Source organism: Dyadobacter sp. Leaf189, from assembly GCF_001424405.1.
GTDB lineage: Bacteria > Bacteroidota > Bacteroidia > Cytophagales > Spirosomataceae > Dyadobacter.
The window spans coordinates 1,060,680-1,082,999 of record NZ_LMPS01000001.1 but is presented as its reverse complement, the minus strand read 5'-3'; the positions used below and the strand labels follow the sequence as shown (position 1 = coordinate 1,082,999).

Genomic DNA, 22,320 nt, shown 5'->3' with positions numbered 1-22,320 from the left:
CCTATCTGCTTTTACAAGCCTAATCATTAACCTAAATACAATTCGTGCTTAATAACCGGCGTTCTGGCGCAAATTCGTGTTGTTCCGCATTTCAGAAGTCGGAATTGGAAACAACAGCTCGCGGTCAGTCACCGTGGGACCGTATGAGAACTTATGCCCTACATAATTGTCAAACTTTTTGGTAGTCACATTGAATGCCTTCCGCAAACGTACCATATCAAACCAGGTGGTGTTTTCGAAACACAGCTCATACCATCTTTCTTTCCAGATTGATTCGCGGAGTACATCTTTTGTAAGACCGGCAAGTGCAGGCAGCTGCGCTCTTGTTCGTACTGCATTCACCGCGTCGTAAATTTTGGCAGAAGGCCCAGCTACCTCATTTGCAGCTTCCGCGTACGTCAGCAGAACATCTGCATACCGGATCACCGGCCAGTTCAGGTCGCTGTTCGCGGTACTGGTTTGCGCAACTACGTCAAAGTGTTTGTAAATAAAATAACCACCCAGGTCTACCTCTTTCGTACGATCAGCCTCATTGGTGAATTTGGTAAAGAAAAACTGCTTCTCCTTGGCACGCAGATCACCCGGATCATAGGATTTAACAAAATCGGCTGTGGCGTAAATACCACCCGTTTCATCCGAGTACTGGGAGATATTTTTGTTGTAAGGAATAATGGAAACTTGCCAGCCGGAAGGTAAGATCTGCGTTCTGAACTGGATCATAAAAATATTTTCCTCGACATTCTTCTTGTTCGGATCATGCAGATCATTGTAAGTCGTGAACAGTTTAAACTGCTTCGAATCGATTACCTCTTCCGCTTTCTTTGCGGCAAGATCATAATGGGTAGCGCCTTTTTGCAATGGAAACCCTGCCATCGTGAGGTATACCTGCGCCAGAAGAGACTTGACAGCCCCCATACTCACCTTCCCGGAAGTATCCAGCCAAGGCAAACCCGAAGCTTCTGCCGCTTTCAGATCTTCCACGATATAGTTGTAAACTTCCTCTTCCGTCGCCTGCGAAGGTCTGAGCTGCTCCGATTGCAAATTCACTGATTCAGTAACCAATGGGATTTTACCAAACATCCGAACGAGATTGAAATAGTAAAATGCGCGAAGAAAACGGGCCTCACCGATCAGCTTCTGTCCCTCGGCTGCATTCATGGTAGCAATGCCGGGAATTTTCTCAATGCACAAATTCGCATTGGCAATGCCCCGGTAGTAAGCTGCCCAGTAAGTCTGGCCGTAACCATTATCAGAGGTATTTCGCAGGTCTTTTACAAAATAGCTGTTCACAGCCTGCCCAAGATCGGTATTGGCGAGACCAGTTGCGAATTCGGTCATCATCCAGGCCCCACCACCAAAACCGCTTCCAAGTGGCTCACGTAAGCTGGCGTAGATCGAGTTCACGGCACTTCGGGCCTGCGCAGGTTCAGTAAAATAACTATCAGTGGTAAAATTGCTTGGATCCGTCTCTTCAAGAAAGTCCGAGCAGCCTGCGGCACAAAACATGCTCATTACCGCAGTTAACAATCCGATTTTTTTTGATATCCTATTCATATTAATTCAGAATGAAGGTCAAGATGTTACAAACCAATGTTGAGACCAAGCATAAATACCCTTGGCTTTGGATAGTCATACAACCCGAATCCCTGATCAAATGGAGAACCTGAGTTGGAAACTTCGGGATCGTAACCTTTGTATTTGGTAACTACAAAGAAGTTCTGAATCGAAGCATAAGCCCGCAGCCTGTCAAGCTTCAACTTGGACACTACATCAGCCGGGAATGCATAGGCAAGCAGCAGGTTCCGGCCCCTGATAAAGGATGCATCTGTAACCTTGTGGCTATCATTATTGGTTGTATAATATGCGTTAATCGGGCGGATCTGCGCGATAGGTGTATTCTGATTTGTCTCGGTCCAGGCATTCAAAACCGTTTTGTAGCTGTTCGCGATACCTTGTCTGTCCTCCGCCGAGTGGATACTTCTGTCAAGTACGTCGTTTCCGTACATGTATTGCAAATCAACCGTCAACGACCACGCTTTGTACTGGAATGTGTTCAGGAATGTCCCGAAACCGTCAGGGATACCTTTTCCGATGATCGTGCGGTCGTTGTCGTTAATCGTACCGTCCCCGTTCAGGTCCTGGTACTTCACGTCTCCCGGAAGCATATTGTACTTTTTAGCTTCCTCCACTTCCGAAGTAGAATAGGTACCCTGGTGAACCCTTCCGAAGAATGAACCAACCGGCTCGCCTACCCGGATAACAGTAGCCCCCGAGTAAATGTCGCTTCCACCTGACAGCGCAAGTACCTCGTTTTTGTTAACCGAGATATTGAAAGTAGTACTCCATGAAAAATCGCCGGCTTTGACGTTCATTGAATTGACTGCAAATTCAACCCCTTTGTTTTCCATACTTCCGATATTCGTAAATATGCTGCTGTAACCGCTGCTCATCGGAAGTGGGGCATCGAGGAGCATTTCATTTACTTTCCTGCGGTAAAGGTCCAGCTCGAAGCTCAGCCTGTTTGAAAACAGTCCCAGTTCGATACCCAGATCGACCTGCTGTGTTTTTTCCCATTGCAGATTAGAGTTTGACATCCGGCTGATACCGGTACCAATGTTCCGGGTACCACCAAAAATGACGCTGTAATCCACAACATTGGAAATGTTATTGGTCATACCTGCTAGAGCACGGTAAGCCGGGATCTCGGAATTACCCGTTGCACCGTAGCTCGCGCGGATTTTCAGGTTAGATATAACCGTGCTTGTTTTCAGGAATTGTTCCTCAGATACCCGCCAGGCCAATGCAGCCGATGGGAAAAATGCATATCTGTTGGCAGCACCGAACTTTGAAGATCCGTCGATCCGGCCGGTGAATGTAACCAGGTATTTGTCCATTAACCCGTAATTAAGCCGCGCGAAATAGGAATTGAGTCCGTAGGCCGAAGCGGAAGAGCTGGGTGCAAGTGCAGTGGCACCTGCTCCAAGGTTATTGAACTGAAAGTAAGTGTCTGTAAAATTCTGACTTCTGGCCAGGTTCTCGAAACGGTCTACATGTTGCCAGGACAATCCGAGCATGGCATTGATCGAATGGATTTTACCAAACTCTTTGAAATACGTCAGGTAATTTTCAAACTGCCACGAATTGAACCGCCGGTTGTTGACACTCGCATCCCCATTGTTTGAAATGTACTGCAACCCCGCAGCAGCAAAATAATCTTCCCGCTGATTGATAATGTTGGTACCAACTGTCGAGCGCAGATCCAGGCCAGGCGCCAGGCTTATTGTTGCATACATATTCCCCAGCATGGTTTGCGTGCGCAGATAGGAAAGCCTTTCCTGTGCAACCCGCAGCGGACTGTCGCCACCTTCCATTCCGGGATAGTCGCGGTTACTGGCCCAGCGGCCGTCTGGATATTTAACGGGAATAATAGGAAGCGCTTCCAATACCTGGCGCATAGCGGTAATTCCGCCGCCGCCCAATTGATCGATCTGCTTCTCATTCTGGTCTGTGTAGCCCAGGGTACCTCCTATTTTCAACCAGCTTTTGATCTGACTATCAAACACAAAACGGCCGGCATATCGCTTCTGCCAGGATTCGCGCACGATCCCATTCTCATTGCGGTAGTTCAGGAATGCGCCGAAACTGCCTTTTTCACTACCTCCTGTAACACCGAGCTGGTGATTTTGGGTAAATGCTTTTTGAAACGCTTCGTCCTGCCAATCAGTATCATACAATGGATTTCCATTGGAATCAAACAGCAGCGGGTTGGTCCGTTTCGTCTTTGGATCAGTGTATTTTGTTCCCGTCGCCCAGCCTACCGGATCAAACTTTTTCGCATTCTCGTAAGCCAGTTCTTCCACAGCCAAAAACTCGCGGGAATTCAGGACAGGCAACTTCCTGGGAGCAACACCAATGCTGAAGTCAGTATCGTAAGTCACTTTCCCACCTGTCGAAGTACCTCTTTTTGTAGTTACAAGGATCACCCCGTTTGCACCGCGGGCTCCATAGATAGCTGTCGAAGAAGCATCTTTCAAAACTTCAATAGACGCAATATCGTTAGGGTTGATGTAGTCAATGGGCGTACTTCCGTTTGCAAGATCTACTGCATTCAGAATAACCCCGTCTATCACATACAATGGGTTATTAGAAACGCTAATGGAGCTCGCACCGCGGATGCGGATATTGGCCCGCCCGCCCGGCCGGCCGGAGTTAGACGATACATTCACCCCGGCAATGCGACCGGAAAGACCCTGGTTCAGCGAAGAAGCGGGCCGCTCCTGTAACACTTCCCCCTTGATGGTTCCTACCGCGCCAGTCAGGTCAGACTTCTTGACTGACCCGTAACCTACAACTACAATCTCATCCAGCGCATTCTCATCAGGCGCCATTGATACAGTTATTTCCGATTGGCTGCCTACGCTGATCTCCTGAGATTTATATCCCACAAAACTCAAAACCAATACAGGATTTCCACCATCGGGGATATCCAATGCAAATTCTCCGGTTGAACTTGTAGAAGTACCGCGCTGCGTACCTTTCAGAACCACACTTACGCCAGGCAATCCCGTTCCGGATTCGTCCGAGATTTTCCCCTTAATAGTACGGTCCACAGCGACCTGCTGAACCGTACCAATGCTACTGGTACCTTCATTACTTGCGGATTGATCAGGTACCGCCGCTGACGTACTTTTCTCATCTTTTGGCGCATTCTCCCGGGCTTTTTCCTCGGTAATAACAAATGTATTCTTTCTGGTTTTTTTATATTTCAACCCGTTCTGAGCGAGGATGATACCGAGGTTCTTCTCGATTGGCTGACTCAGGTCAAGCGCGCTGGCAGCTACATTAATTGAACCAACCAAACGATCTTCGAATACGATTTCAACCCCATAGTGCTTTTGCAAATCCAAAAGCACATTCTTGAGTTTCATCTCCTGTGCATAAGCATTGTGCTGCTTAGCCGGTGCGGAGGCAAATGCAATTACCTGGGACTGGGCTTGTCGTGGGACCTGCGTCATGAGCACAAGTCCAACGCTTACCCATTGCTTAGCTGATAGCATTAGATTCATAAGTAAGTGGTTAAGAATAATCAGTTGTTCATTAAAGAGATGGTGCTGCCATTACGCTCGATTTTCATATCAAGCACTTCCGAGATCGTCCGTAAAAGTTCTTCTGCATTCCTGGTTTTGAAATTCCCGGTGATAGTCCTTTGTGCAATAGCCGAGTCGGCCAGGGTGACCTTCTGCCCGAAATTCTCTTCAAGCAGCGCAGCGATTTCCTGCATTGAAGTGGCATTGAATACGTACCGCTGTTCCTTCCAGGTCGCAAACGTTTTGGTATCCTGCTTACGCGCCACTTGTACCTCGCCAGCCTTGTCAAGCGTGACCAGGTCCCCCGGTACCATCATCAGATTCTTGTGCTGCTCATCGCGGGAGTAATCAATGCGCACACTTCCGCTGGTGAGCGATACCTTCGTGCCGCGCGGCCGTGCGTAAACCGAGAAGGTGGTACCTAGTACCTCGACCTTGAACTTATCTGATGTTTTTACAATGAACTTCTTGCTGTCAACGGTGTGACTGACTGAAAACTCGGCTTCGCCTTCCAGCATGACCTGGCGCAGCGCCCTGTCAAATCCAAACCTTGGGATTTTAAGTTTCGAGTTCGAATTCAGCGCCACTTTGCTGCCGTCTTCCAGGTATATATCCGTTGTTTTTCCGTAGCCGGTCTGATACGTTTTATACTGAATATCATCCCTGAACCACAGGCAGCAGCCTACAACTAAAATCACAGAAGCCGCAATAAGCCAGAAGCGATTTCCAAAACTCTGAAAAGAAGACTTCAACTGTGCGGGTGCCGGACTTTCCTTTTCCTCTTGCTCAGGAAGGTCTTCATTCAGCCGATTGAGCAGGTTCTCAAGCGCGGTATCCTGTTCCGGTGCAAATTGCGGGTGGCTGATCTCATACTCCATCAACCATTGGTGAAACTGTTCGCTGTTCTCTTTTTGCATGATCCAGTCTTCAATCAGCTGCTTTTCCAGCGGATTCGCCCGACCGGCCAGATACTCAAACAGGCTATATCTCGATATAAGTGTTTTCATTTTGCTAGAATTTCGAAGTACAACACCAACCCACGCAGTCTCTTAAAGAGAAGCAAAAGTCAACAGGGCCAGAGCAAGTGAAATCATCCACTCGCCATGGAGCGCAGAGCGCAGGTGTTTCAATGCTTTGGATATATGTACTTCCACCGTTTTAGGTGAAATGTGAAGCTCGGAGGCGATTTCATTGTACTTCTTGTTCTCAAATCTGCTGAGAAGGAATACCTTCTGGCACTGCGTCGGCAAGCGGGCAATTACCTCATTGACTTTTATAAACAAGTTGTTATAATGGATCTCGGCGTCGGGTAGTTGCTGGTAACACGAAATGGTGTTTTCCTCGGTTACATCCAGTGTGTCTGTTTTGCCAAACTCCCGTCGCATATACGTATAGCATTCGTTCCGCACGGAGCGGAAGAGATAGCTGGTATACGAAGTGTTAATATTCTCGTAAGCTTTCGTGCGATAGAACTGAAAAAAGACTTCACTGACAAGATCTTCGGCGAGCTGTTTGGAGTAAACAAATCTTACAGCGTGGCTGCAAAGCGGAGTATAGAACCTCTTAAAGAGCAATTCCAGCCCTTTTGCCGGATTTTGTTCAAAAGTCAGTTTAAGGAATGAGGCAGAATCAATTTCACTCACATCGTTCTTTCCTTCGTGCAGTACAGACACAAAAGGGCCGGAGCGTTTCAGTTCCTGGTTAAGCAAAGGATCGTGCATTGAGTCTTTGTTTATGTAATAATGGAAAGACTTTTTTGTACCCGGATGCCCTTAGTCTTGGTATAAAAAAATTAAAACTTTTATTAATCATAATTAAAGCGCAAAACACAACTATCCTGCTCTGTCGCTCTTTTGTAATCTGATGTAAAAAGGATGTTTATTCTGAGTTATTTGACACAAAAAAAGCCGGCACATTGCTGTACCGGCCGTATAACTACGAAGGTGAATTTTACAAATTCTTCGCCTTCATTTCTTTCACTGCATGGTCAACAGCTCTCGCCGAAAGCGCCATATAAGTGAGTGATGGATTTTGCGTTGAAGTGGAAGTCATACTTGCACCATCAGTAACAAACACATTCTTGCAAGCGTGTACCTGATTCCATTTGTTCAGGATGGAAGTTTTAGGATCTTTTCCCATTCGGGCACCACCCATTTCATGGATATCATTACCTGGGTTGCGTTTTCCGTCATGTGCTTTCACATTCTTGAAACCCGCATTGCTAAACATCTCGCTCACCTGCTCAATGTAATCCTTGATCATCTTCTCGTCGTTGTCGTCATAACCCACATCGATTTTCAGAAGCGGGATACCCCAAGCATCTTTCTGCGTTTTGTCAAGCGCCACATAGCTGCTCTCCTTCGGAATGGTTTCGCCCATCATGTGTGAGCCCACACCCCAGTTACCGTATTTTGTCTCGTGCAGCCCCGCTTTCAGCGACTCGCCTACACCATTTTTGTCATTGTATGTCTGGCGGTAAGCAGTAAAGCCAGCCGCGTATCCTCTCAAAAAGTCAGTTTCCTGTTTATAAACATTACGGAACCGCGGAATGTAACCACCATTAGGTCTGCGCCCGTCGGTTGTAGAATCCAGGAAACCCTCATACTCACCGGAAATGCTCGCGCGGTAATTATGGAAAGCCACATACTTGCCCAGCACGCCACTGTCATTCCCCAATCCATTCGGGAAGCGGCTTGACGTCGAATTCAGCAGGATCAGGTTTGTGTTCAATGCAGCTGCATTCACGAAAATGATATCTGCATAAAATTCCATCATTTCGTTCGTCGTAGCATCTATCACCCGCACACCGGAAGCTTTTTGCTTCTTGTCATCATAAATAATGGAATGAACAACCGAATGCGGGCGTAAGGTAAGATTTCCTGTTTTCAAGGCCCAGGGGATGGTAGAGGAGTTACTGCTGAAATATCCTCCAAACGGACAACCCCGCTCGCACATGGTACGATGCTGGCATTTGGCACGTCCCTGATCCAGGTGTACCTGCTGCGGTTCCGTGATATGCGCGGCCCGGCCAATAATAATGTGGCGGTCCTTGTAATTTTTAGAAACTTGCTCTTTGAAGTATTTCTCAACGCAGTTCAGTTCGTGCGGCGGAAGAAACTCTCCGTCAGGAAGTGCGTCGAGTCCATCCTTATTTCCGGTAATGCCCGCGAATTTCTCTACGTGGCTGTACCAGGGAGCAATGTCATCATAACTGATCGGCCACTCAACAGCGAACTTGTCACGTGCTGGTCCTTCGAAATCGTATTTACTCCAACGTTGCGTCTGACGCGCCCAGAGCAATGATTTTCCTCCTACCTGATATCCTCTGAGCCAGTCAAAAGGTTTCTCCTGCACATAAGGATGCTCATTGTCTTTCACAAAAAAATGCGCCGACGATTCGCCGAATGCATAGCACTTGCTGACAATCGGGTTGGCGTCTGTTATCTCTTTGGGCAAACGTCCGCGGTGTTCAAACTCCCACGGCATCATGTTCGTGGTCGGATAATCCTTGATATGCTCTACATTCCGGCCGCGTTCAAGAAGAAGGGTTTTCATCCCTTTTTCCGTCAGCTCCTTGGCCGACCAGCCGCCGCTGATCCCGGAACCTACCACGATCGCATCGTAAGTCCGGGCCTTTTTACTGTCTATATTGAAATTTGCCATTTTTTGAGAAGAAAGGGATAAAAGGGAAGATGGAGGAAAGGGAGGTTTCTCCCTTCTATCCCTTAGTAACAGGCACACAGCCGTGGAAACGCGCTGGTACCATTTCATAATGGGTTATGTTGGTCATTACATATTCTGAGGTCATGTAACCCTGGATTGTCAGATTTTTAAGAAGACTGAAAAAACCACGGTCACTAACATCCTGGCTTTTTTCCAGGGACTGTACCAGCTGCAGGCGCTGATCTTTGCCTGCTTCGGCAAATGACTTGCCAAACTTCTGCACACTTTGCTCGTCCAGATTAGATACTCCGCTCGCAAAGCTGGTTTGTGTCTTGCTATCGTGGCAATCCTTAACCATTTTCTGCACAAAGTCACCTACCCCAAGCTCGCCTGCGCCCGGCGTATCCGTTTTGGGAATGATGGTCTCTACAATTGCTGCAAGGGTTTTGGACTGGTCAGCAGAAAGGAAGCCGGTTCCGGTAAGTGATTCCTTGTTCCATCCCGATGCCCAGGCCGGCAGATTTGCCAATGCACCCACAGCCAACGCCATGCTTTTCAGCGCTACGCGTCTTTCCATTACATATATTTTTGATTGTGAAAATTCAATGTTCCGAGGATAGCCTCTATCTATTCTTCCAAAAAGTCCAGATCCCTTCCGTGTGTTTCGGGTATTGTCAAAATGCAGTAAATACCTATTGCGAAGCATATTACCCCCACCAGCGCACCTGAATTGATTACCGTAAAAGAGTCTTTAAAATTAGCGAATAATGTTGTCATTAACACCACAGTTCCACGTACCATGTTCGGCACTGTAGTCGCGGCTGTTGCTCTCAGATTTGTACCAAATTGTTCCGCTCCTATTGTCACAAACATAGCCCAGTACCCGATCCCGAAACCGAGCAATGCAGCAGTAGCATAAAAGTAAGTCGGAGAAGTAATTCCGGCGTACAGGTAAATCAAGCTTCCTATTAACGTAAAAATCATCAGATAAAATACAGCCTTCTTGCGCGATTCCAGCCAGTGACTGATAAATCCGCTGGCAAGATCGCCTATGGACAGACCAACATAACACCACATAATGGACAACCCTGGCTTGATAGGCTCGGCAATGCCCAATGCATTCCCGAATTCGTTGCTGAAAGTGGCAAGAATACCAATTACAAACCACGTTGGCAGACCAATGCCAATGCATCTTAGATACCTGGCAAGCCGGTCTTTATTGGTAAACAAGGCGAAAAAATTGCCTTTTTCGACATGTTTCTGGTCTTTGATATCTTTGAAAATACCTGACTCAAATACGCCGATCCGCAGCAGCAACAGCGAGATCCCCAAACCTCCGCCAATGAAATAAGCATAGCGCCAGCTGAAAAACTCAACCGTAAAATAAGCCACAACAGCTCCTAGCAGACCAATACCCGCCACCAGCGAAGTTCCGATCGCGCGCAGGTGCTTTGGCAAAATCTCGGAAACCAATGTGATACCCGCACCCAGCTCACCAGCCAGACCTACTCCGGCTATAAACCGAAGGATTTTGTACACATCCGCGTCCTGAACAAAACCGCAGGCGATATTGGCAAGTGAATAAGTGATAATGGAACCGAAGAGTACGGAAAGGCGCCCTTTCTTGTCACCAAGAATTCCCCAGAGAATTCCACCTAAGAGCAGGCCGGTCATTTGCCAGTTGAGAATACTGGCCCCGGTAATGGAAATTTCGGCGTCCGACAGCCCAAGTGCGATCAGGCTGGGTATCCGGACGATCCCAAAAAGCAGCAAATCATAGATATCTACAAAATAACCAAGTGCGGCAACAATGACTGGGGCACTAAAAAGGTGGGAAGCATCTGAACGAGGTGCTGTTACAGAATTCATTTCAAATAATATGGGTTTCTAAGGAATATCTGCAATATTATGCAAATAGCCGGACAAAAGACCGGCTATTTGTTTGATAATTTCGAAAATTTAAAGAGAAAAGTTGTGCTAAGCCAATCTATTGCCGCACCATTTACAATGCTTTACTTTTTAAAAACCAATGTAGTTTTGAACGTCTGACCATCTTCTGTTTCCGATACAGACCATTTCATTTCATTCCCTTTTACTTCCAGATCAAACTCGTCTGTTTCACCATCTTCCATAATCTGGATTTTGTTACCGACTACTTTCCAGGTTGCACCTGTACCTACAACGGGAGAATCATCATCTTCCACACAACCCGCAGGAACAGCACCGGTAACCTTTCCGTTGCCATTGAATGTGATTGTTGTTTGTGAAAGGCAGTTATTACCGGCCAAAGCTTCATAGAAAGCCAGCATATCTGTGATTCCATTTACCGCCGGTTCAATGGTCATCGCTTTGATTTTCCATGAACCTTCTACTTTGTTTTCATTGACAGGTTCATTTGGCTTCGGATTTTCAGAATCATCTTTACACGAGAAAACACCTGCAACAAGTACAAGAGAGAGTAGCAGCGCTGACAGATTTTTAAGAGACATTTTTTTCATGACTATTTGTTTTTGATTGTAAATAATCACGAAAGTATAAGGTGCAAGGCCAGCGAAAAAGGCGTTTCGAGTAAGCGGTTGCGCTTTTGAGTAAGTGGTTTTCAGTCAGCTTACCATTATTGCACGAGTACCTTCAACTGTCTTTGCACCTGGTACCGGTCTCTATACCGGACAATGTATATTCCTGACGTAAGATATTCAGGTATCCGCACCTGCACTGTACCATTTTGTAAAGCCTCTGTTTTAGCAGCAACCGAATTGCCGGAAGACGAGATCAGGCGGATCGTACTGACATCAATACCCTGCGACCTAATCTGAAACACACGTTGCGCCACCGGATTAGGAAATGCAATGGGATTTGAAGCTGCATCTTCTTTTTCTCCATCTCTGATCAGAATATCGAAAATGCGGAGCTTGCCGAGTCCATTCCTGAACCTTAACTCGAAATTGGAAAGCTTCGTCGGAGAAAAAACCGAGTTGCCTGGATATCCCTTACTTCCCAGACTTACCGGCTCTCCATTCAGCCACAAATCGTAAGTACCAGGGCCGACTGTCACTTCCCCGCTGCTATCGGGCGCTTCATAAATGAGATCTTTGGCTGCATTGTTGAGCACCCAGGTAAGGGTAACTACCTCCTTTTCAGGAAGCCAGCGACTTGTTTTTTGGCTTTCTGAATCTTTAATGCAAATGGAGTCTTCTTTGAAGTTGATCACGAACTTGGAGAACATAATCCCATTTCCCGGGAATGAATTATTGACAGGGTTAAAATCCTCGCCTGCATAAAAATAAACAGCATTAACGGCGCTGGACTGCACAGACTCAGCAGCCAGTTTAATCTGAATAAACAACGTTTTCGGACTGGGTTCAAATGGTGTCGCCCGCATTGCACGAATGATCCCGCCAGTAGCAGAATCCTGCTGAGACCTGACAAACTCTACGTAACCCTTGTGAAACTTGTGATAAGATAATTGCGGTGCCGTCAGAATAATATGGCTGAACTGCCCGGTGTCAGGAAGCGGATTGACCAGGGAAGTTGTTTTTGCAAAATCCTGGTGAAAGTAGATTGTCTGGGCTTGACTGAAATTAAAAACAGAAAGCACCAGGAACAGTGCTTTCTGTAATATTCTGTAATGTGTTTGCATAAACCGGGCGTTTATGCTTTTAGACGTAACTTCTTTGTAATAGTAACTTAGTAGCAGGCGCTATTTCTAAAAATCTTTTGCCTAACTGTTCTGTTTGTTAAAATCTCAAGGCAGTTACCTGGGAACCTTGACCTACTTAGAGGCCGTAAGTTGCTTGATCAGATCAGTTTCCTCCTTTTTGTAAGGTGTACCATCTTTTCTGAAAATGTCGTGAAACCACAGTTCCGGCTCGCTCGTATATGTTTTTTTCCAGCTGTCCCAAGGATAGATTGTTTGGGATTTTCCGCTTACAAGCCCCCAGTTGATGGCGCCTACGTTATACTTCTTGGCAATAGGCAATGATCCTTTGAAGAAACTTCCGTTTCCACGCGACATGTACTCGGTACAAATCATTGGGCGACCGTATTGTTGCAACTGCTTGATGCGTTTTTCAAAATCCGCTGCATCTTCGTAATTATGAAAAGTGACGATATCCGATTGATCAATCATTACTTTTTCAATGGGTTTCAATGTTTCATGCGAAGTCCAGTCTCCATTCCAAACACCGGCAGTAAGTGGCTGAGAAGGATTTACGGAGCGCGCCCAGGCAAATGATTTTTCCAGCAAAGGCAGCACGTAGTCAACCTTATTAGGCAATTCCACTTTTCCATAGGAGCTCGTATTTGGGTTATCTGGTTCATTCCAGACATCCCAGGCAAGAATGCGATCGTCATTTGCGAATGCAGCAACAGTCCCTTTTACATATCTTTCCAGGCGCGGATATTGCGTACTGTCTTTCAATGCTTCCAATCCCGGACTCTGAACCCAGCCGGAATTATGTACGCCCGGCTTCGGTGCGCGTTGCGTTCCCAGTTTTGGAAATGGATCCCAGCAAGAATCAAAAAGCACGAACATAGGTTTTATTTTGTGCTTCTGAGCTATATCCAGAAATGTATCGAGACGCTTTACAAAACCTGCTGAATCTTCCTGAAACAAAAGATCGTGCAGGTAAACGCGCATGGTGTTCATGCCGATTTCTTCCGCCCAACCCAGTTCCTTGTCGATCGTGGCAGTATCGAATGAAGCTGCCTGGAACATTTCAAGCTGGTTGATCGCTGTGCTGGGCAGGAAATCTGCACCTACCAGCCAGCCTTGTTTGGCATACCAATCGTTGGCTTGTTGCTTGGACCAGATTGCCCGTGCCGCCTGGCTACTGTCTGATGCAGCGGCTTGTTCTTTATTTTCTTCTGCCTTTTTCGCGTAGCCAAAAGTGAGCAATGCGGCAAATACCGCAAGGATTGTCGATTTGAATAACTTCATTTTAACTAAAAGGTTTATTTAAAAATGGGCGCTTTGTTTTCAGAACTACTTGGCTCCAAACCTGCAATTTCCGGCCATCCATTCGGCCAGGTAAGTTTGTCGAGCATCAGCACTCTGCGATTTGCGCCTGTGGATACATGTGGTTTTTTCTTGTCAATAGCGTGATAAAGCAGCCAGTCTGTACCATTATCGTCGGTAACAAACCGGGCATTGTGCCCGGGGCCGGCGTATTGTTCGCTGGGATGAACCAGTAATGTACCTGTCCAGCGCTGCGTGAGCTCCTTTCCTTCCTTGTCGACGTAAGGTCCGAGTGGATTTTTGGAGCGGCCCACGCGAATGTTGTATTTGCTTTTGGCACCTTCGCAGCAATTTTCCTTTGAGCCAAAGAAGTAGTAATATTCCCCCTTTTTCTGAATCATTACCGCCTCGAAGTCTCCTGCGGCAATTTTGATTTTTTTGGACAAATCCGGAACTGACCTGCCGTCCTTGCTCAGCTCGACACCATAGGTTCCCTGGGTGGCAGCATCGCTGAAACTTCCCCAGAATACGTATTTTTTGTTGTCAATCTCCATGTAGAATGGATCAATGGAGTTGGGAACACCTGCTTCTGAGCTTAAAAACAGCTTACCTGCATCTGTAAACGGTCCGGCAGCCGAATCTGCAACTGCAAGACCAATACCTGGGTCGGCGTCGCCCCATGTTGAAAATGCGTAATACATGTGGTACTTACCATCAACCTTCACCACCTCAGGTGCCCAGATACCACCTTTCTCTTTCCAGGCTGGCTTTTTGGTAAATGCATCTTTAAGGTAGGTCCAGTGCACCAGATCTTTTGACCTGATAATTGGCACTAAGTGCGCACCATTTCCATCCCCCCAGTTATCCATTGTTCCGTAGGCATAAAACATGCCGTCTTCCGCCCTGACAACAGTCGGGTCGGCAAGAATAGGTTCAAAGACCGGGTTTTTGTAGGATAGCTCTGTTGTCGTCGCGGTCTGCGAAAAGGCCTCAGCGAACGTCGACAAAATCATGGTGGCAGCCAGGAATTGTTTGTAGAGCGTCATTAATAGATTGATTTGTGAATGAACTAAAAAACAAAAAGCGCAGAATCGTTGATTCTACGCTTTAATGCAATGTAAATATAGAGCGTTAAAGGTACTTTTCTCTTTCTCTAACTTCTTCAACAAACCAGACCGGCGCTTCGACAAGTTTGGCAATCATACTATTATCCAAGGAAGTTTCGCGGAGCATATTTCGTATAACTCTTACAACCTGCGTTTCAACAGCCTGCTCAATACATAACTGCTCATAGACATCATCAATTCCCATAGCGTCTTTTTGTGTGTTAGTGATTTTATAAATTTCGTCATTGAATTTATCCTCCATATAAGGCTTATCCAACTTGACATAAAGTTTCAGAAATTTCATCAGCTTTCCAATTTTCCTCTTCGGAATTTGCATCGCGAGTAATCTCCTGGCTAATGCGATTTTCAGTGAGAGTAAATCTTCTTTTTCGAGCGTTTTACCACGCATTGCAGATTTAACTACCAGAATAACCTGCGCAAAAGGATTGGTATTGCGAAGCAATGCTTCTTCAGACTGCTCCAATATCTTGTATGCATTGAATTGAAAAGTCAGACGGGTACCGAGAAAGTCCTGTTCAAATCTCTCCGGTAGGAAAGCAGCATTCTCGTCAGTCAGGATAGCGAATGCTGTAATCCGGCGCCTGTAGTTATCCCAGATCCGGTAATAGTAAGTGAACATTCTTTCGGCGAATGTTTTGTCTGCATAACCCTGGACTTCTACGTGTACCAGGATCCATTCTTCATTCCCGTCAAGCAAAAATACCTTCACCAGCTTGTCCACAAACTTGACCCCACCTATGCAGTCATCTACCGGAAAGAGCTGTTCGAGCTCTTTATCCAGGTACTCAAATCCTTTGCTGAAATCGAACAATGAATGAGATTCGGGAAAGAAGAACACCAGGAAGTCCTCAAAAGTATCTTCCAGGATCGATTTCCAAAGTATATCGTTGGTATACACAAAAAAAGCGCTTGTTTGAATTTAGACGTTCAAACAAGCGCTTGGTCACAATGGAGATCCTACAATTTTCCTAATTCATAAAGAAGCTTGTCAACTTCTTCCGCTGAGGTAGCCGGGAAATTGGCGATACGCAGTTGAGAGGCTTTAAATTCTCCGTATCCGCTGCCAATTACCATTCCTTTTTCCTTGATGTTTTTAATGATGTCAGCAGAAGGCTGTTCGGTATCAGCCACAATAACTGTTTGTGAGCGGTACGGCTTTTCTTTCACAAATGACGAGAAGCCCGCTGTTTTCTCTATAAACTTATAGATCGATGCAGCTTTCTGCTCGGTTTGCTTGCGCATGGTTTGCACTCCGATCTGGTTGAACTCCTCTGCAATTTTCCCCAGCAAATATATTCCCATTACATTGGGTGTCGCTGGCGTTTCATTGTTCTGTGCATTTTTCCAGAGTGTCGGCAAATCGTTGTGTGCACCTATTGAATATTGATTTTTGATGCTTTTAGCCTTCGCCAGGCATTTTTCACTGACAATCCAGACGCCCAATCCGGCGGGAAGACCGAATGCTTTTTGAACAGAAAAGAATGCGGTATCTATTAATGTATAATCCAGGTCGGGGTAAGGTGCAGAGGATACAATATCCACAGCAATGAATTTGCCCGGATTTTTCTGCTTCAACTTGTGGATTTCCGAAACCGGCATTTGTACTCCCGAGCTCGTTTCATTGTGGGTAACACAAATCAACTCTGCGTACTCAGGTACCTCGATTTCTGCCGCCGAGAACCCACTTCCCATTGGCTTTTCAAACTTGTGCGCGTACTTATTCAGCGCATTGGAGTAGTCGTAGAACTTTTTCGAAAAAGAACCATTCACCAAATGGAAGCTTTCCAGTTCCACACAGCTGAAAAGTATCCTTTCCCAAGCTTCCGACGCTGAGCCAAGAAATAGGATCGCGTGCGTATCAGGCACATTGAGTAGGGTGCGGAGCTGATCAACTGTGAACTTGTGTAAATCGCGGTACTGCTGACTTCTATGGCTGATTGATCCAAGCTGATTGGAAACAAAAGTCTGCAGGTGCTTTTCAAATGTTGGATAAAGCTGGGCAGGGCCCGGAGTAAAGAAGGTGAGCGACATGGTATTGGATAAGTGTATTTCGCTTTAATTAGTAAAGCATGCGGAACCGGATTGTACCTTCCAGCTCTTTAACTTCCTGAATAAATTCCTCTGTATATCCCTTTTCGATATCCACAATAACATATCCGATATGCTCATTGGTTTTGAGGTACTGGCCGGTGATGTTGATATTGTTTTTACCAAAAATATGGTTCAGCTTGGCCAGAACACCCGGTACGTTTGCGTGGATATGCAGCAGCCGGTGTGAGTCTTTCAACTTGGGCAACTGTACTTCCGGGAAATTAACACTACCGTAAGAGCTGCCGTTATTCATGAATTCAAGCAGCTTTGAAGGAACAAAATGGCCGATATTCTCCTGGGCTTCTTCTGTACTTCCTCCGATATGCGGTGTCAGGATCACATTGGGCAAACCAAGTAACTCGCTCTCGAAAAGCTCATCATTGGTTTTAGGCTCTTTTGGAAAAACGTCGACACCCGCTCCGGCAACTTTTCCGCTTTTTACAGCATCAGCCAAAGCCTGAATATCGACCACGTGGCCCCGTGAAAGGTTCAGAAAAATGACTCCATTTTTCATCAGATCGAATTCACGCTTGCCGATCAGATTGGTATTTTCTTTCCGTCCGTCAACGTGCATACTGATCACGTCCGCAATGGAAAGCAGTTCTTCCAGTGAATTCAATTTTTTGGCATTACCAATTGAAAGCTTCTCCACTTCATCATAGAAGTAAACCTCCATCCCCAGCGCCTCGGCTACTACCGAAAGTTGTGTTCCGATACTTCCGTAACCGACCATCCCGAGCTTTTTCCCACGGATTTCAAAACTTCCATTCGCAGATTTGTCCCAGATCCCCTGGTGCAGCTGGTTGCTTTTGCCAACTATATTCCGAATCAGCAGGATCATTTCACCAACAGCCAGCTCCACTACCGAGCGCGTATTGCTGTAAGGCGCGTTAAAAACAGCTATTCCTTTTTTCGCAGCCTCTTCCAGGTCAATCTGGTTGGTACCGATACAAAATGCGCCGATCGCCATCAAGCGGTTGGCATTTTCAAGAACGCGTTTCGTGATATTGGTTTTAGACCGGATACCTATAATAGAAACATCTTTGATCCGCTCGCAAAGCTCATCTTCATCCAATGCGCCTTTGACGAATTCTACACTAAAACCTTCTTCTTTAAAAGCGCGTAATGCAGCCGGGTGCACGTTTTCCAGCAACAATACTTTAATGCGGCTTTTTGGATAAGACTGGCTTCTGCTCAGCTTGTTATCATAAAGGAAATCGTCAAACGAAGTCGCAATGTGATCGGCTACTGCGGTGACCCGCGGCCGTTCTATATTTTCGGTAAATGCGTAAAAGCGGTTCGCAAGCCCGGATGCTTTCAATTCGTAGTCTGTATAACCATCGCCGATCGCGTACACGTCGCCCGGTAAATTCAATGCAGTTAATACCTTGATTTTCCCTCCGTCAGTCGATAGCTCATTCTCTTCATCTATTCCAATGATATTACCTTCTTCATCAAACACAAACTCATTGGCATAAACATGGTCCGCACGGATACCCAGCTCAGTAGCAACAGGAACGATAAACTCCTTGAACCCGCTTGAAACGATATAAATCTGATCCGTATTTTCAGTCAAAAAGTGCGCATTCCGTTTAAAAGAATCCGAAACCTTGGTCCTGAGCAGGTTAACCAGCTCACCGATGTGCGAGCGATTGGCTTTCAGCAATGCAATGCGCTGACGAAGTCCTTCTGCAAACGACATTTCGCCATTCATTCCTTTGTTCGTGAGATCGGTGATCTTCTGAACAACCTGATCTTTTTCAGGATGCCCGTTCAATGCGATCGCTGCAAGTTCGTCGAGGCCTTCTACTTTGGTAAAAGTACTGTCGAAATCAATGATAATGTACGGTAACGGATTGAGTGTTAATGTGGACATGAAGCAGGGAATAACTGAATAATAATCGGGTCAAAAAGAAATACCTATCTAAGGATCCGGGCGGCAAAATTACGAATCATATTAGATATGACGCTAACAAAATAATGATTCGAACAGTTTAAAATTTAGGACGCGTGCGTCGCCGGTTCACTCACCCGTTTTCTGCCAGGAAGAACTCCAGAGCCCGCTTTTCCGACCAATAGAACTCATCAACCAGCCGCGCAGGCCTGAATCCACAGTGTCCGCCCTCACTGCTTGCGATCAGCGAAACGTGATTATGTATCCGTAATTCGTCCAGCGGCAGACTCGCAAACGGGACTATCGGATCATTTTTTGCATTGATAATCTGGGTCAGCACACGAATATTTTTCAGGAAATGCATGGAGCTGCATTGCGCATAATAATCATCTGCGCCTTTGAACCCGTGCAACGGAGCTGTATAAATGTGATCAAAGTCGTAAAGCGTTTTTACGTGCTTATAATCAGAAATCGAAATATGGTCGGGATACAACGCTGCTTTCGCCGCAACTTTCGGACTGAGTGTGTTTAGGAACCGCTGCATATATACCCTGTTCTCGGGCTTGATAATCGCCAGACTACATGCTTTCAAATCCATCGGCACGCTAAAAACCAATGCCTTTTTGATCCTGCTGTCCAGTTGCGCGGCGTATTCACCCAGATATTTAAGTGTGAGGTTACCACCGAGGCTAAACCCGGCGAGGTAGATATTCTCGTATCCGCTCAGCAATGCATGCTGTACTACCAGATCCAGGTCGTCGGTTGCCCCGCTGTGATAAAACCGCAAAGCATTATTCATTTCACCTCCGCAGCTACGGAAATTCCATCCCAGGCAGTCTAAACCGTTTTTATTTAAAAGCTTGATCAGGCCCAGCATATATTGCCTGGAACTATCCCCTTCGAGCCCGTGGGTAAGTATCACAAGCGTGTCCGATCGGTTACTATTTGCGCCGGACCAGTCGAGATTCAGGAAATCTTCGTCCGGAGTTACAATTTTTTCGCGGAAATATTTTACTCCTTTCACTTTCCGGAACAATGCCGGATATATGCTCTGAAAGTGCCCGTTAGGTAACCAAAAAGGTGAAATCAGGCTGTTGACGTCAATTACAGACATTCATTTTTTGTTAAATTATTAAGAATAATTCTAAGCAAATTAAATTTTAATCTTGTTTATATATTTTTTCTATATACATTTGATTTTTAAAAATATAAGATCAATTCTAATGGCAGAAGGTACAGTTAAGTTTTTCAATGATTCCAAAGGATTTGGATTCATCCAACCAGCATCAGGTGAAAAAGACATTTTCGTTCACGTTTCAGGTCTTCAAGACGATATCCGTGAAAACGACAAAGTGTCTTACGACGTGGAAAATGGAAGAAAAGGTCTAAACGCAGTTAACGTTCGCGTTATCTAAGTTTAGTCATACTAAGACATTTCGAAAGCATGCATTCACTGCATGCTTTTTTTGTTTTTAGCCTATTCCGACTTTTTCATTTCGTCGTAAGCCCGCTGTATGCCTGGATTGAGAGGTTCCGCGCGCATTGCTGCCTTTCGTTTATCTGCATGCTTCATCCACCGGTAAAGCCACGAAAACCCTGCATTTCCATGGTAATAATCAATGGATCTATAGGCAGGATCTTCCATCGCCTCGTCCAAGCTGACCAGTTGGTACCTGTTATCCTTTAATTTCTGAATCAATACCGGCAGATAATCTGTATTTAGCCGGTTATCGTGGCAGAGATAAATATGCCTGACTTCTTTCCCGAACATAGCGACTGAAATGCTGTCGATATAGCTGAACAGCTTCAAGCTCATCGTAATATATTGATCTGCAATCGAATCGGCTAGTGCACTATTTCCTTTGCGCAAAGCTTTTTCGTACAGCTCGTTGTATAGCCAGTCTTCACTCTCCACCGTGAATGGTGTTAATCTATACCCTTTTTGCACCAGAAACTGTTGCATTTGCAAATGCGCCAGACTATCCTTCCCCATTGCATTAAAAGGAAAGCGAAAGTAACTCAGCTTTTTGCCGGTACCCGCCAAAATCTTGCGCGTCAGTTTTTCTCCTTTGATCACATCCTCGCTGAATGCATTGAAACCTGCTTCGCCATAATTAGGATGCGAATAGGTGTGATTGCCAGGGGTGATAAAATCGCTGACAAGCCAACTTTTCAACAATTGCTGATTTTGTTTTGCATGGCCGGTTTTCAGCAAATTTGCCTCATTAATAAAAATGGCGACAGGGATATGCAGTGAATCCAGTCTTTTCAGCAAGCGAGAACCTCCATCGCGTTCTACAATCTGCACATTAGGCACATCATCAATGGTGATCGCAACGCTTTTCTGCGCCTGAGCGGCATTCCCAAAAAGCAATAGAGCAAGGATAGTAATTATGTTGTTGAACATATCAGCCCGGTATCCTGTCTCTGCCCTGACGCTCAAACATCCACTGCGGATATTCTGTTTTCAATGCACTGATCGCATTCAGCTTTTCGAGGTCTTCCGAAGTAAGTACCACAGAAGTTGCAGCAATGTTTTCTTTCAGCTGATCAGGCTTTTTCGCCCCAATAATAACGCTCGTTACACTTTGCTGATGCAAGAGCCAGGACAATGCAATTTGCGCCACCGAAACGGAATGGGCTTCGGCAATGGGCTGAATAACATCTATAATATCGTATGCTTTCTCTTTATCAATAGGCGGAAAATCAAAACTGTCGCGCCGGTTATCTCCGGTAGACTGGTTATCACGCGTGTATTTGCCTGACAAAAATCCTCCTGCAAGCGGGCTCCACGGCATTAATGCAAGGTTCTGGTCTTTCATCATAGGTACCAGTTCCCTTTCCAGGTCGCGACCGGCAATTGTATAATAATGCTGACAAGCCACGAATTTGGTCCAGCCGTTTTTCTCAGCAATCCCATTTGCTTTCATAATTTGCCAGGCCGCGTGGTTACTTACGCCCAGATACCGCACCTTACCTGACCGCACAATGTCTTCCAGTCCCCGCATCGTCTCTTCCAGTGAAGTTTCGACATCCACACCGTGGACATAAAACAGGTCAATGTGGTCAGTTCCTAACCTTTCAAGACTTTCATTTACAGAATCCATGATATGCAATCTCGACAAACCGATCTGGTTTGCGCCAGGCGCCATTCTGCCGCGGACTTTGGTAGCAATTACCACTTCATTGCGCTTAATGCCCAGGTCTTTCAGCGCCTGACCTAAAATGATCTCGGACTTACCATAAGAATATACATTGGCAGTATCAAAGAAATTGATCCCGCTGTCAAAAGCAGTTTTAACAAGCGCGGTCCCTTCTTCCTGCTGCAGTCGGCCAATTGCCTCCCAATATCCTTCTCCACCAAATGTCATCGTCCCAAAACAAAGCTCTGAAACCAGCACTCCGGTATTGCTTAGAAATTTGTATTTCATGAGTTTATAAGTTTATGAGTCTATTAGTTCATGAGCTTAGAGTTGGAGAGTTTTAAATTGAGATTTACAC

General features: G+C 45.8%; 18 protein-coding genes. 1 reads left to right on the top strand and 17 read right to left on the bottom strand.

What is annotated here, in order from left to right:
- Positions 1–48: 48 nt before the first annotated feature.
- From ASG33_RS04610 to ASG33_RS04540, 15 genes are all read right to left on the bottom strand, one after another.
- Positions 49–1,554, bottom strand: coding sequence for a RagB/SusD family nutrient uptake outer membrane protein (locus ASG33_RS04610; protein ID WP_056280865.1), 1,506 nt, complete (start codon positions 1,552–1,554; stop codon positions 49–51).
- 26 nt (positions 1,555–1,580) lie between these two features.
- Positions 1,581–5,066, bottom strand: coding sequence for a SusC/RagA family TonB-linked outer membrane protein (locus ASG33_RS04605; RefSeq protein ID WP_056280863.1), 3,486 nt, complete (start codon positions 5,064–5,066; stop codon positions 1,581–1,583).
- Between the two features lie 20 nt (positions 5,067–5,086).
- Positions 5,087–6,094 (bottom strand): FecR family protein, encoded by a 1,008-nt coding sequence (locus tag ASG33_RS04600; RefSeq protein ID WP_056280861.1) that lies wholly within the window; start codon positions 6,092–6,094, stop codon positions 5,087–5,089.
- Positions 6,095–6,136: 42 nt separating this feature from the next.
- Positions 6,137–6,808 carry an RNA polymerase sigma-70 factor gene (locus tag ASG33_RS04595; RefSeq protein WP_056280860.1) on the bottom strand — a complete coding sequence of 224 codons (672 nt, stop codon included), beginning with the start codon at positions 6,806–6,808 and terminating at the stop codon, positions 6,137–6,139.
- Between the two features lie 229 nt (positions 6,809–7,037).
- The gene (locus tag ASG33_RS04590; protein WP_056280858.1) at positions 7,038–8,750 is read right to left on the bottom strand and encodes a GMC oxidoreductase; all 1,713 of its coding nucleotides are present in this window, start codon (positions 8,748–8,750) and stop codon (positions 7,038–7,040) included.
- A gap of 55 nt (positions 8,751–8,805) precedes the next feature.
- Positions 8,806–9,327 carry a gluconate 2-dehydrogenase subunit 3 family protein gene (locus tag ASG33_RS04585; protein WP_229238556.1) on the bottom strand — a complete coding sequence of 174 codons (522 nt, stop codon included), beginning with the start codon at positions 9,325–9,327 and terminating at the stop codon, positions 8,806–8,808.
- Positions 9,328–9,377: 50 nt separating this feature from the next.
- A complete protein-coding gene (locus tag ASG33_RS04580) occupies positions 9,378–10,619 on the bottom strand; it encodes an MFS transporter (RefSeq protein ID WP_056280856.1) in 1,242 nt (413 codons plus the stop codon).
- 143 nt (positions 10,620–10,762) lie between these two features.
- Positions 10,763–11,248, bottom strand: a complete 486-nt coding sequence (locus ASG33_RS04575; protein ID WP_056280854.1) for a lipocalin family protein — start codon at positions 11,246–11,248, stop codon at positions 10,763–10,765.
- Positions 11,249–11,364: 116 nt separating this feature from the next.
- Entirely contained in the window at positions 11,365–12,390 is a 1,026-nt protein-coding gene (locus ASG33_RS04570; RefSeq protein ID WP_082489084.1) for a T9SS type A sorting domain-containing protein, read from the bottom strand.
- A gap of 132 nt (positions 12,391–12,522) precedes the next feature.
- Positions 12,523–13,689 (bottom strand): cellulase family glycosylhydrolase, encoded by a 1,167-nt coding sequence (locus tag ASG33_RS04565; protein WP_056280852.1) that lies wholly within the window; start codon positions 13,687–13,689, stop codon positions 12,523–12,525.
- A gap of 14 nt (positions 13,690–13,703) precedes the next feature.
- Entirely contained in the window at positions 13,704–14,753 is a 1,050-nt protein-coding gene (locus ASG33_RS04560) for a family 43 glycosylhydrolase (protein ID WP_229238555.1), read from the bottom strand.
- An 85-nt stretch (positions 14,754–14,838) separates the two neighbouring features.
- Positions 14,839–15,732, bottom strand: coding sequence for a hypothetical protein (locus ASG33_RS04555; protein WP_056280850.1), 894 nt, complete (start codon positions 15,730–15,732; stop codon positions 14,839–14,841).
- A gap of 59 nt (positions 15,733–15,791) precedes the next feature.
- A complete protein-coding gene (locus ASG33_RS04550; protein ID WP_056280848.1) occupies positions 15,792–16,865 on the bottom strand; it encodes an aminotransferase class V-fold PLP-dependent enzyme in 1,074 nt (357 codons plus the stop codon).
- Positions 16,866–16,893: 28 nt separating this feature from the next.
- Positions 16,894–18,801 carry a phosphoglycerate dehydrogenase gene (gene serA / locus ASG33_RS04545; protein WP_056280846.1) on the bottom strand — a complete coding sequence of 636 codons (1,908 nt, stop codon included), beginning with the start codon at positions 18,799–18,801 and terminating at the stop codon, positions 16,894–16,896.
- Between the two features lie 151 nt (positions 18,802–18,952).
- Entirely contained in the window at positions 18,953–19,933 is a 981-nt protein-coding gene (locus tag ASG33_RS04540; RefSeq protein WP_056280844.1) for a YheT family hydrolase, read from the bottom strand.
- Positions 19,934–20,042: 109 nt separating this feature from the next.
- Between ASG33_RS04540 and ASG33_RS04535 the strand changes: the two genes are divergently transcribed.
- The gene (locus tag ASG33_RS04535) at positions 20,043–20,234 is read left to right on the top strand and encodes a cold-shock protein (protein WP_031526203.1); all 192 of its coding nucleotides are present in this window, start codon (positions 20,043–20,045) and stop codon (positions 20,232–20,234) included.
- Positions 20,235–20,296: 62 nt separating this feature from the next.
- Here ASG33_RS04535 and ASG33_RS04530 read toward each other — a convergent pair whose 3' ends face one another.
- Complete coding sequence (locus ASG33_RS04530) at positions 20,297–21,226, bottom strand: polysaccharide deacetylase family protein (RefSeq protein ID WP_056280842.1); 930 nt, start codon at positions 21,224–21,226, stop codon at positions 20,297–20,299.
- A 1-nt stretch (position 21,227) separates the two neighbouring features.
- A complete protein-coding gene (locus ASG33_RS04525; RefSeq protein WP_056280840.1) occupies positions 21,228–22,250 on the bottom strand; it encodes an aldo/keto reductase in 1,023 nt (340 codons plus the stop codon).
- Between the last annotated feature and the right edge of the window lie 70 nt (positions 22,251–22,320).

Coding starts and splice junctions, on each gene's coding strand:
- ASG33_RS04550 (WP_056280848.1), bottom strand. CDS start 16,865: ATGTCGCTCACCTTCTTTACTCCGGGCCCTGCCCAGCTTTATCCAACA.
- ASG33_RS04585 (WP_229238556.1), bottom strand. CDS start 9,327: ATGGAAAGACGCGTAGCGCTGAAAAGCATGGCGTTGGCTGTGGGTGCA.
- ASG33_RS04600 (WP_056280861.1), bottom strand. CDS start 6,094: ATGAAAACACTTATATCGAGATATAGCCTGTTTGAGTATCTGGCCGGT.
- ASG33_RS04595 (WP_056280860.1), bottom strand. CDS start 6,808: ATGCACGATCCTTTGCTTAACCAGGAACTGAAACGCTCCGGCCCTTTT.
- ASG33_RS04560 (WP_229238555.1), bottom strand. CDS start 14,753: ATGACGCTCTACAAACAATTCCTGGCTGCCACCATGATTTTGTCGACG.
- ASG33_RS04605 (WP_056280863.1), bottom strand. CDS start 5,066: ATGAATCTAATGCTATCAGCTAAGCAATGGGTAAGCGTTGGACTTGTG.
- ASG33_RS04570 (WP_082489084.1), bottom strand. CDS start 12,390: ATGCAAACACATTACAGAATATTACAGAAAGCACTGTTCCTGGTGCTT.
- ASG33_RS04575 (WP_056280854.1), bottom strand. CDS start 11,248: ATGAAAAAAATGTCTCTTAAAAATCTGTCAGCGCTGCTACTCTCTCTT.
- ASG33_RS04610 (WP_056280865.1), bottom strand. CDS start 1,554: ATGAATAGGATATCAAAAAAAATCGGATTGTTAACTGCGGTAATGAGC.
- ASG33_RS04580 (WP_056280856.1), bottom strand. CDS start 10,619: ATGAATTCTGTAACAGCACCTCGTTCAGATGCTTCCCACCTTTTTAGT.
- ASG33_RS04535 (WP_031526203.1), top strand. CDS start 20,043: ATGGCAGAAGGTACAGTTAAGTTTTTCAATGATTCCAAAGGATTTGGA.
- ASG33_RS04590 (WP_056280858.1), bottom strand. CDS start 8,750: ATGGCAAATTTCAATATAGACAGTAAAAAGGCCCGGACTTACGATGCG.
- ASG33_RS04540 (WP_056280844.1), bottom strand. CDS start 19,933: ATGTCTGTAATTGACGTCAACAGCCTGATTTCACCTTTTTGGTTACCT.
- ASG33_RS04525 (WP_056280840.1), bottom strand. CDS start 22,250: ATGAAATACAAATTTCTAAGCAATACCGGAGTGCTGGTTTCAGAGCTT.
- ASG33_RS04530 (WP_056280842.1), bottom strand. CDS start 21,226: ATGTTCAACAACATAATTACTATCCTTGCTCTATTGCTTTTTGGGAAT.
- ASG33_RS04565 (WP_056280852.1), bottom strand. CDS start 13,689: ATGAAGTTATTCAAATCGACAATCCTTGCGGTATTTGCCGCATTGCTC.
- serA (WP_056280846.1), bottom strand. CDS start 18,801: ATGTCCACATTAACACTCAATCCGTTACCGTACATTATCATTGATTTC.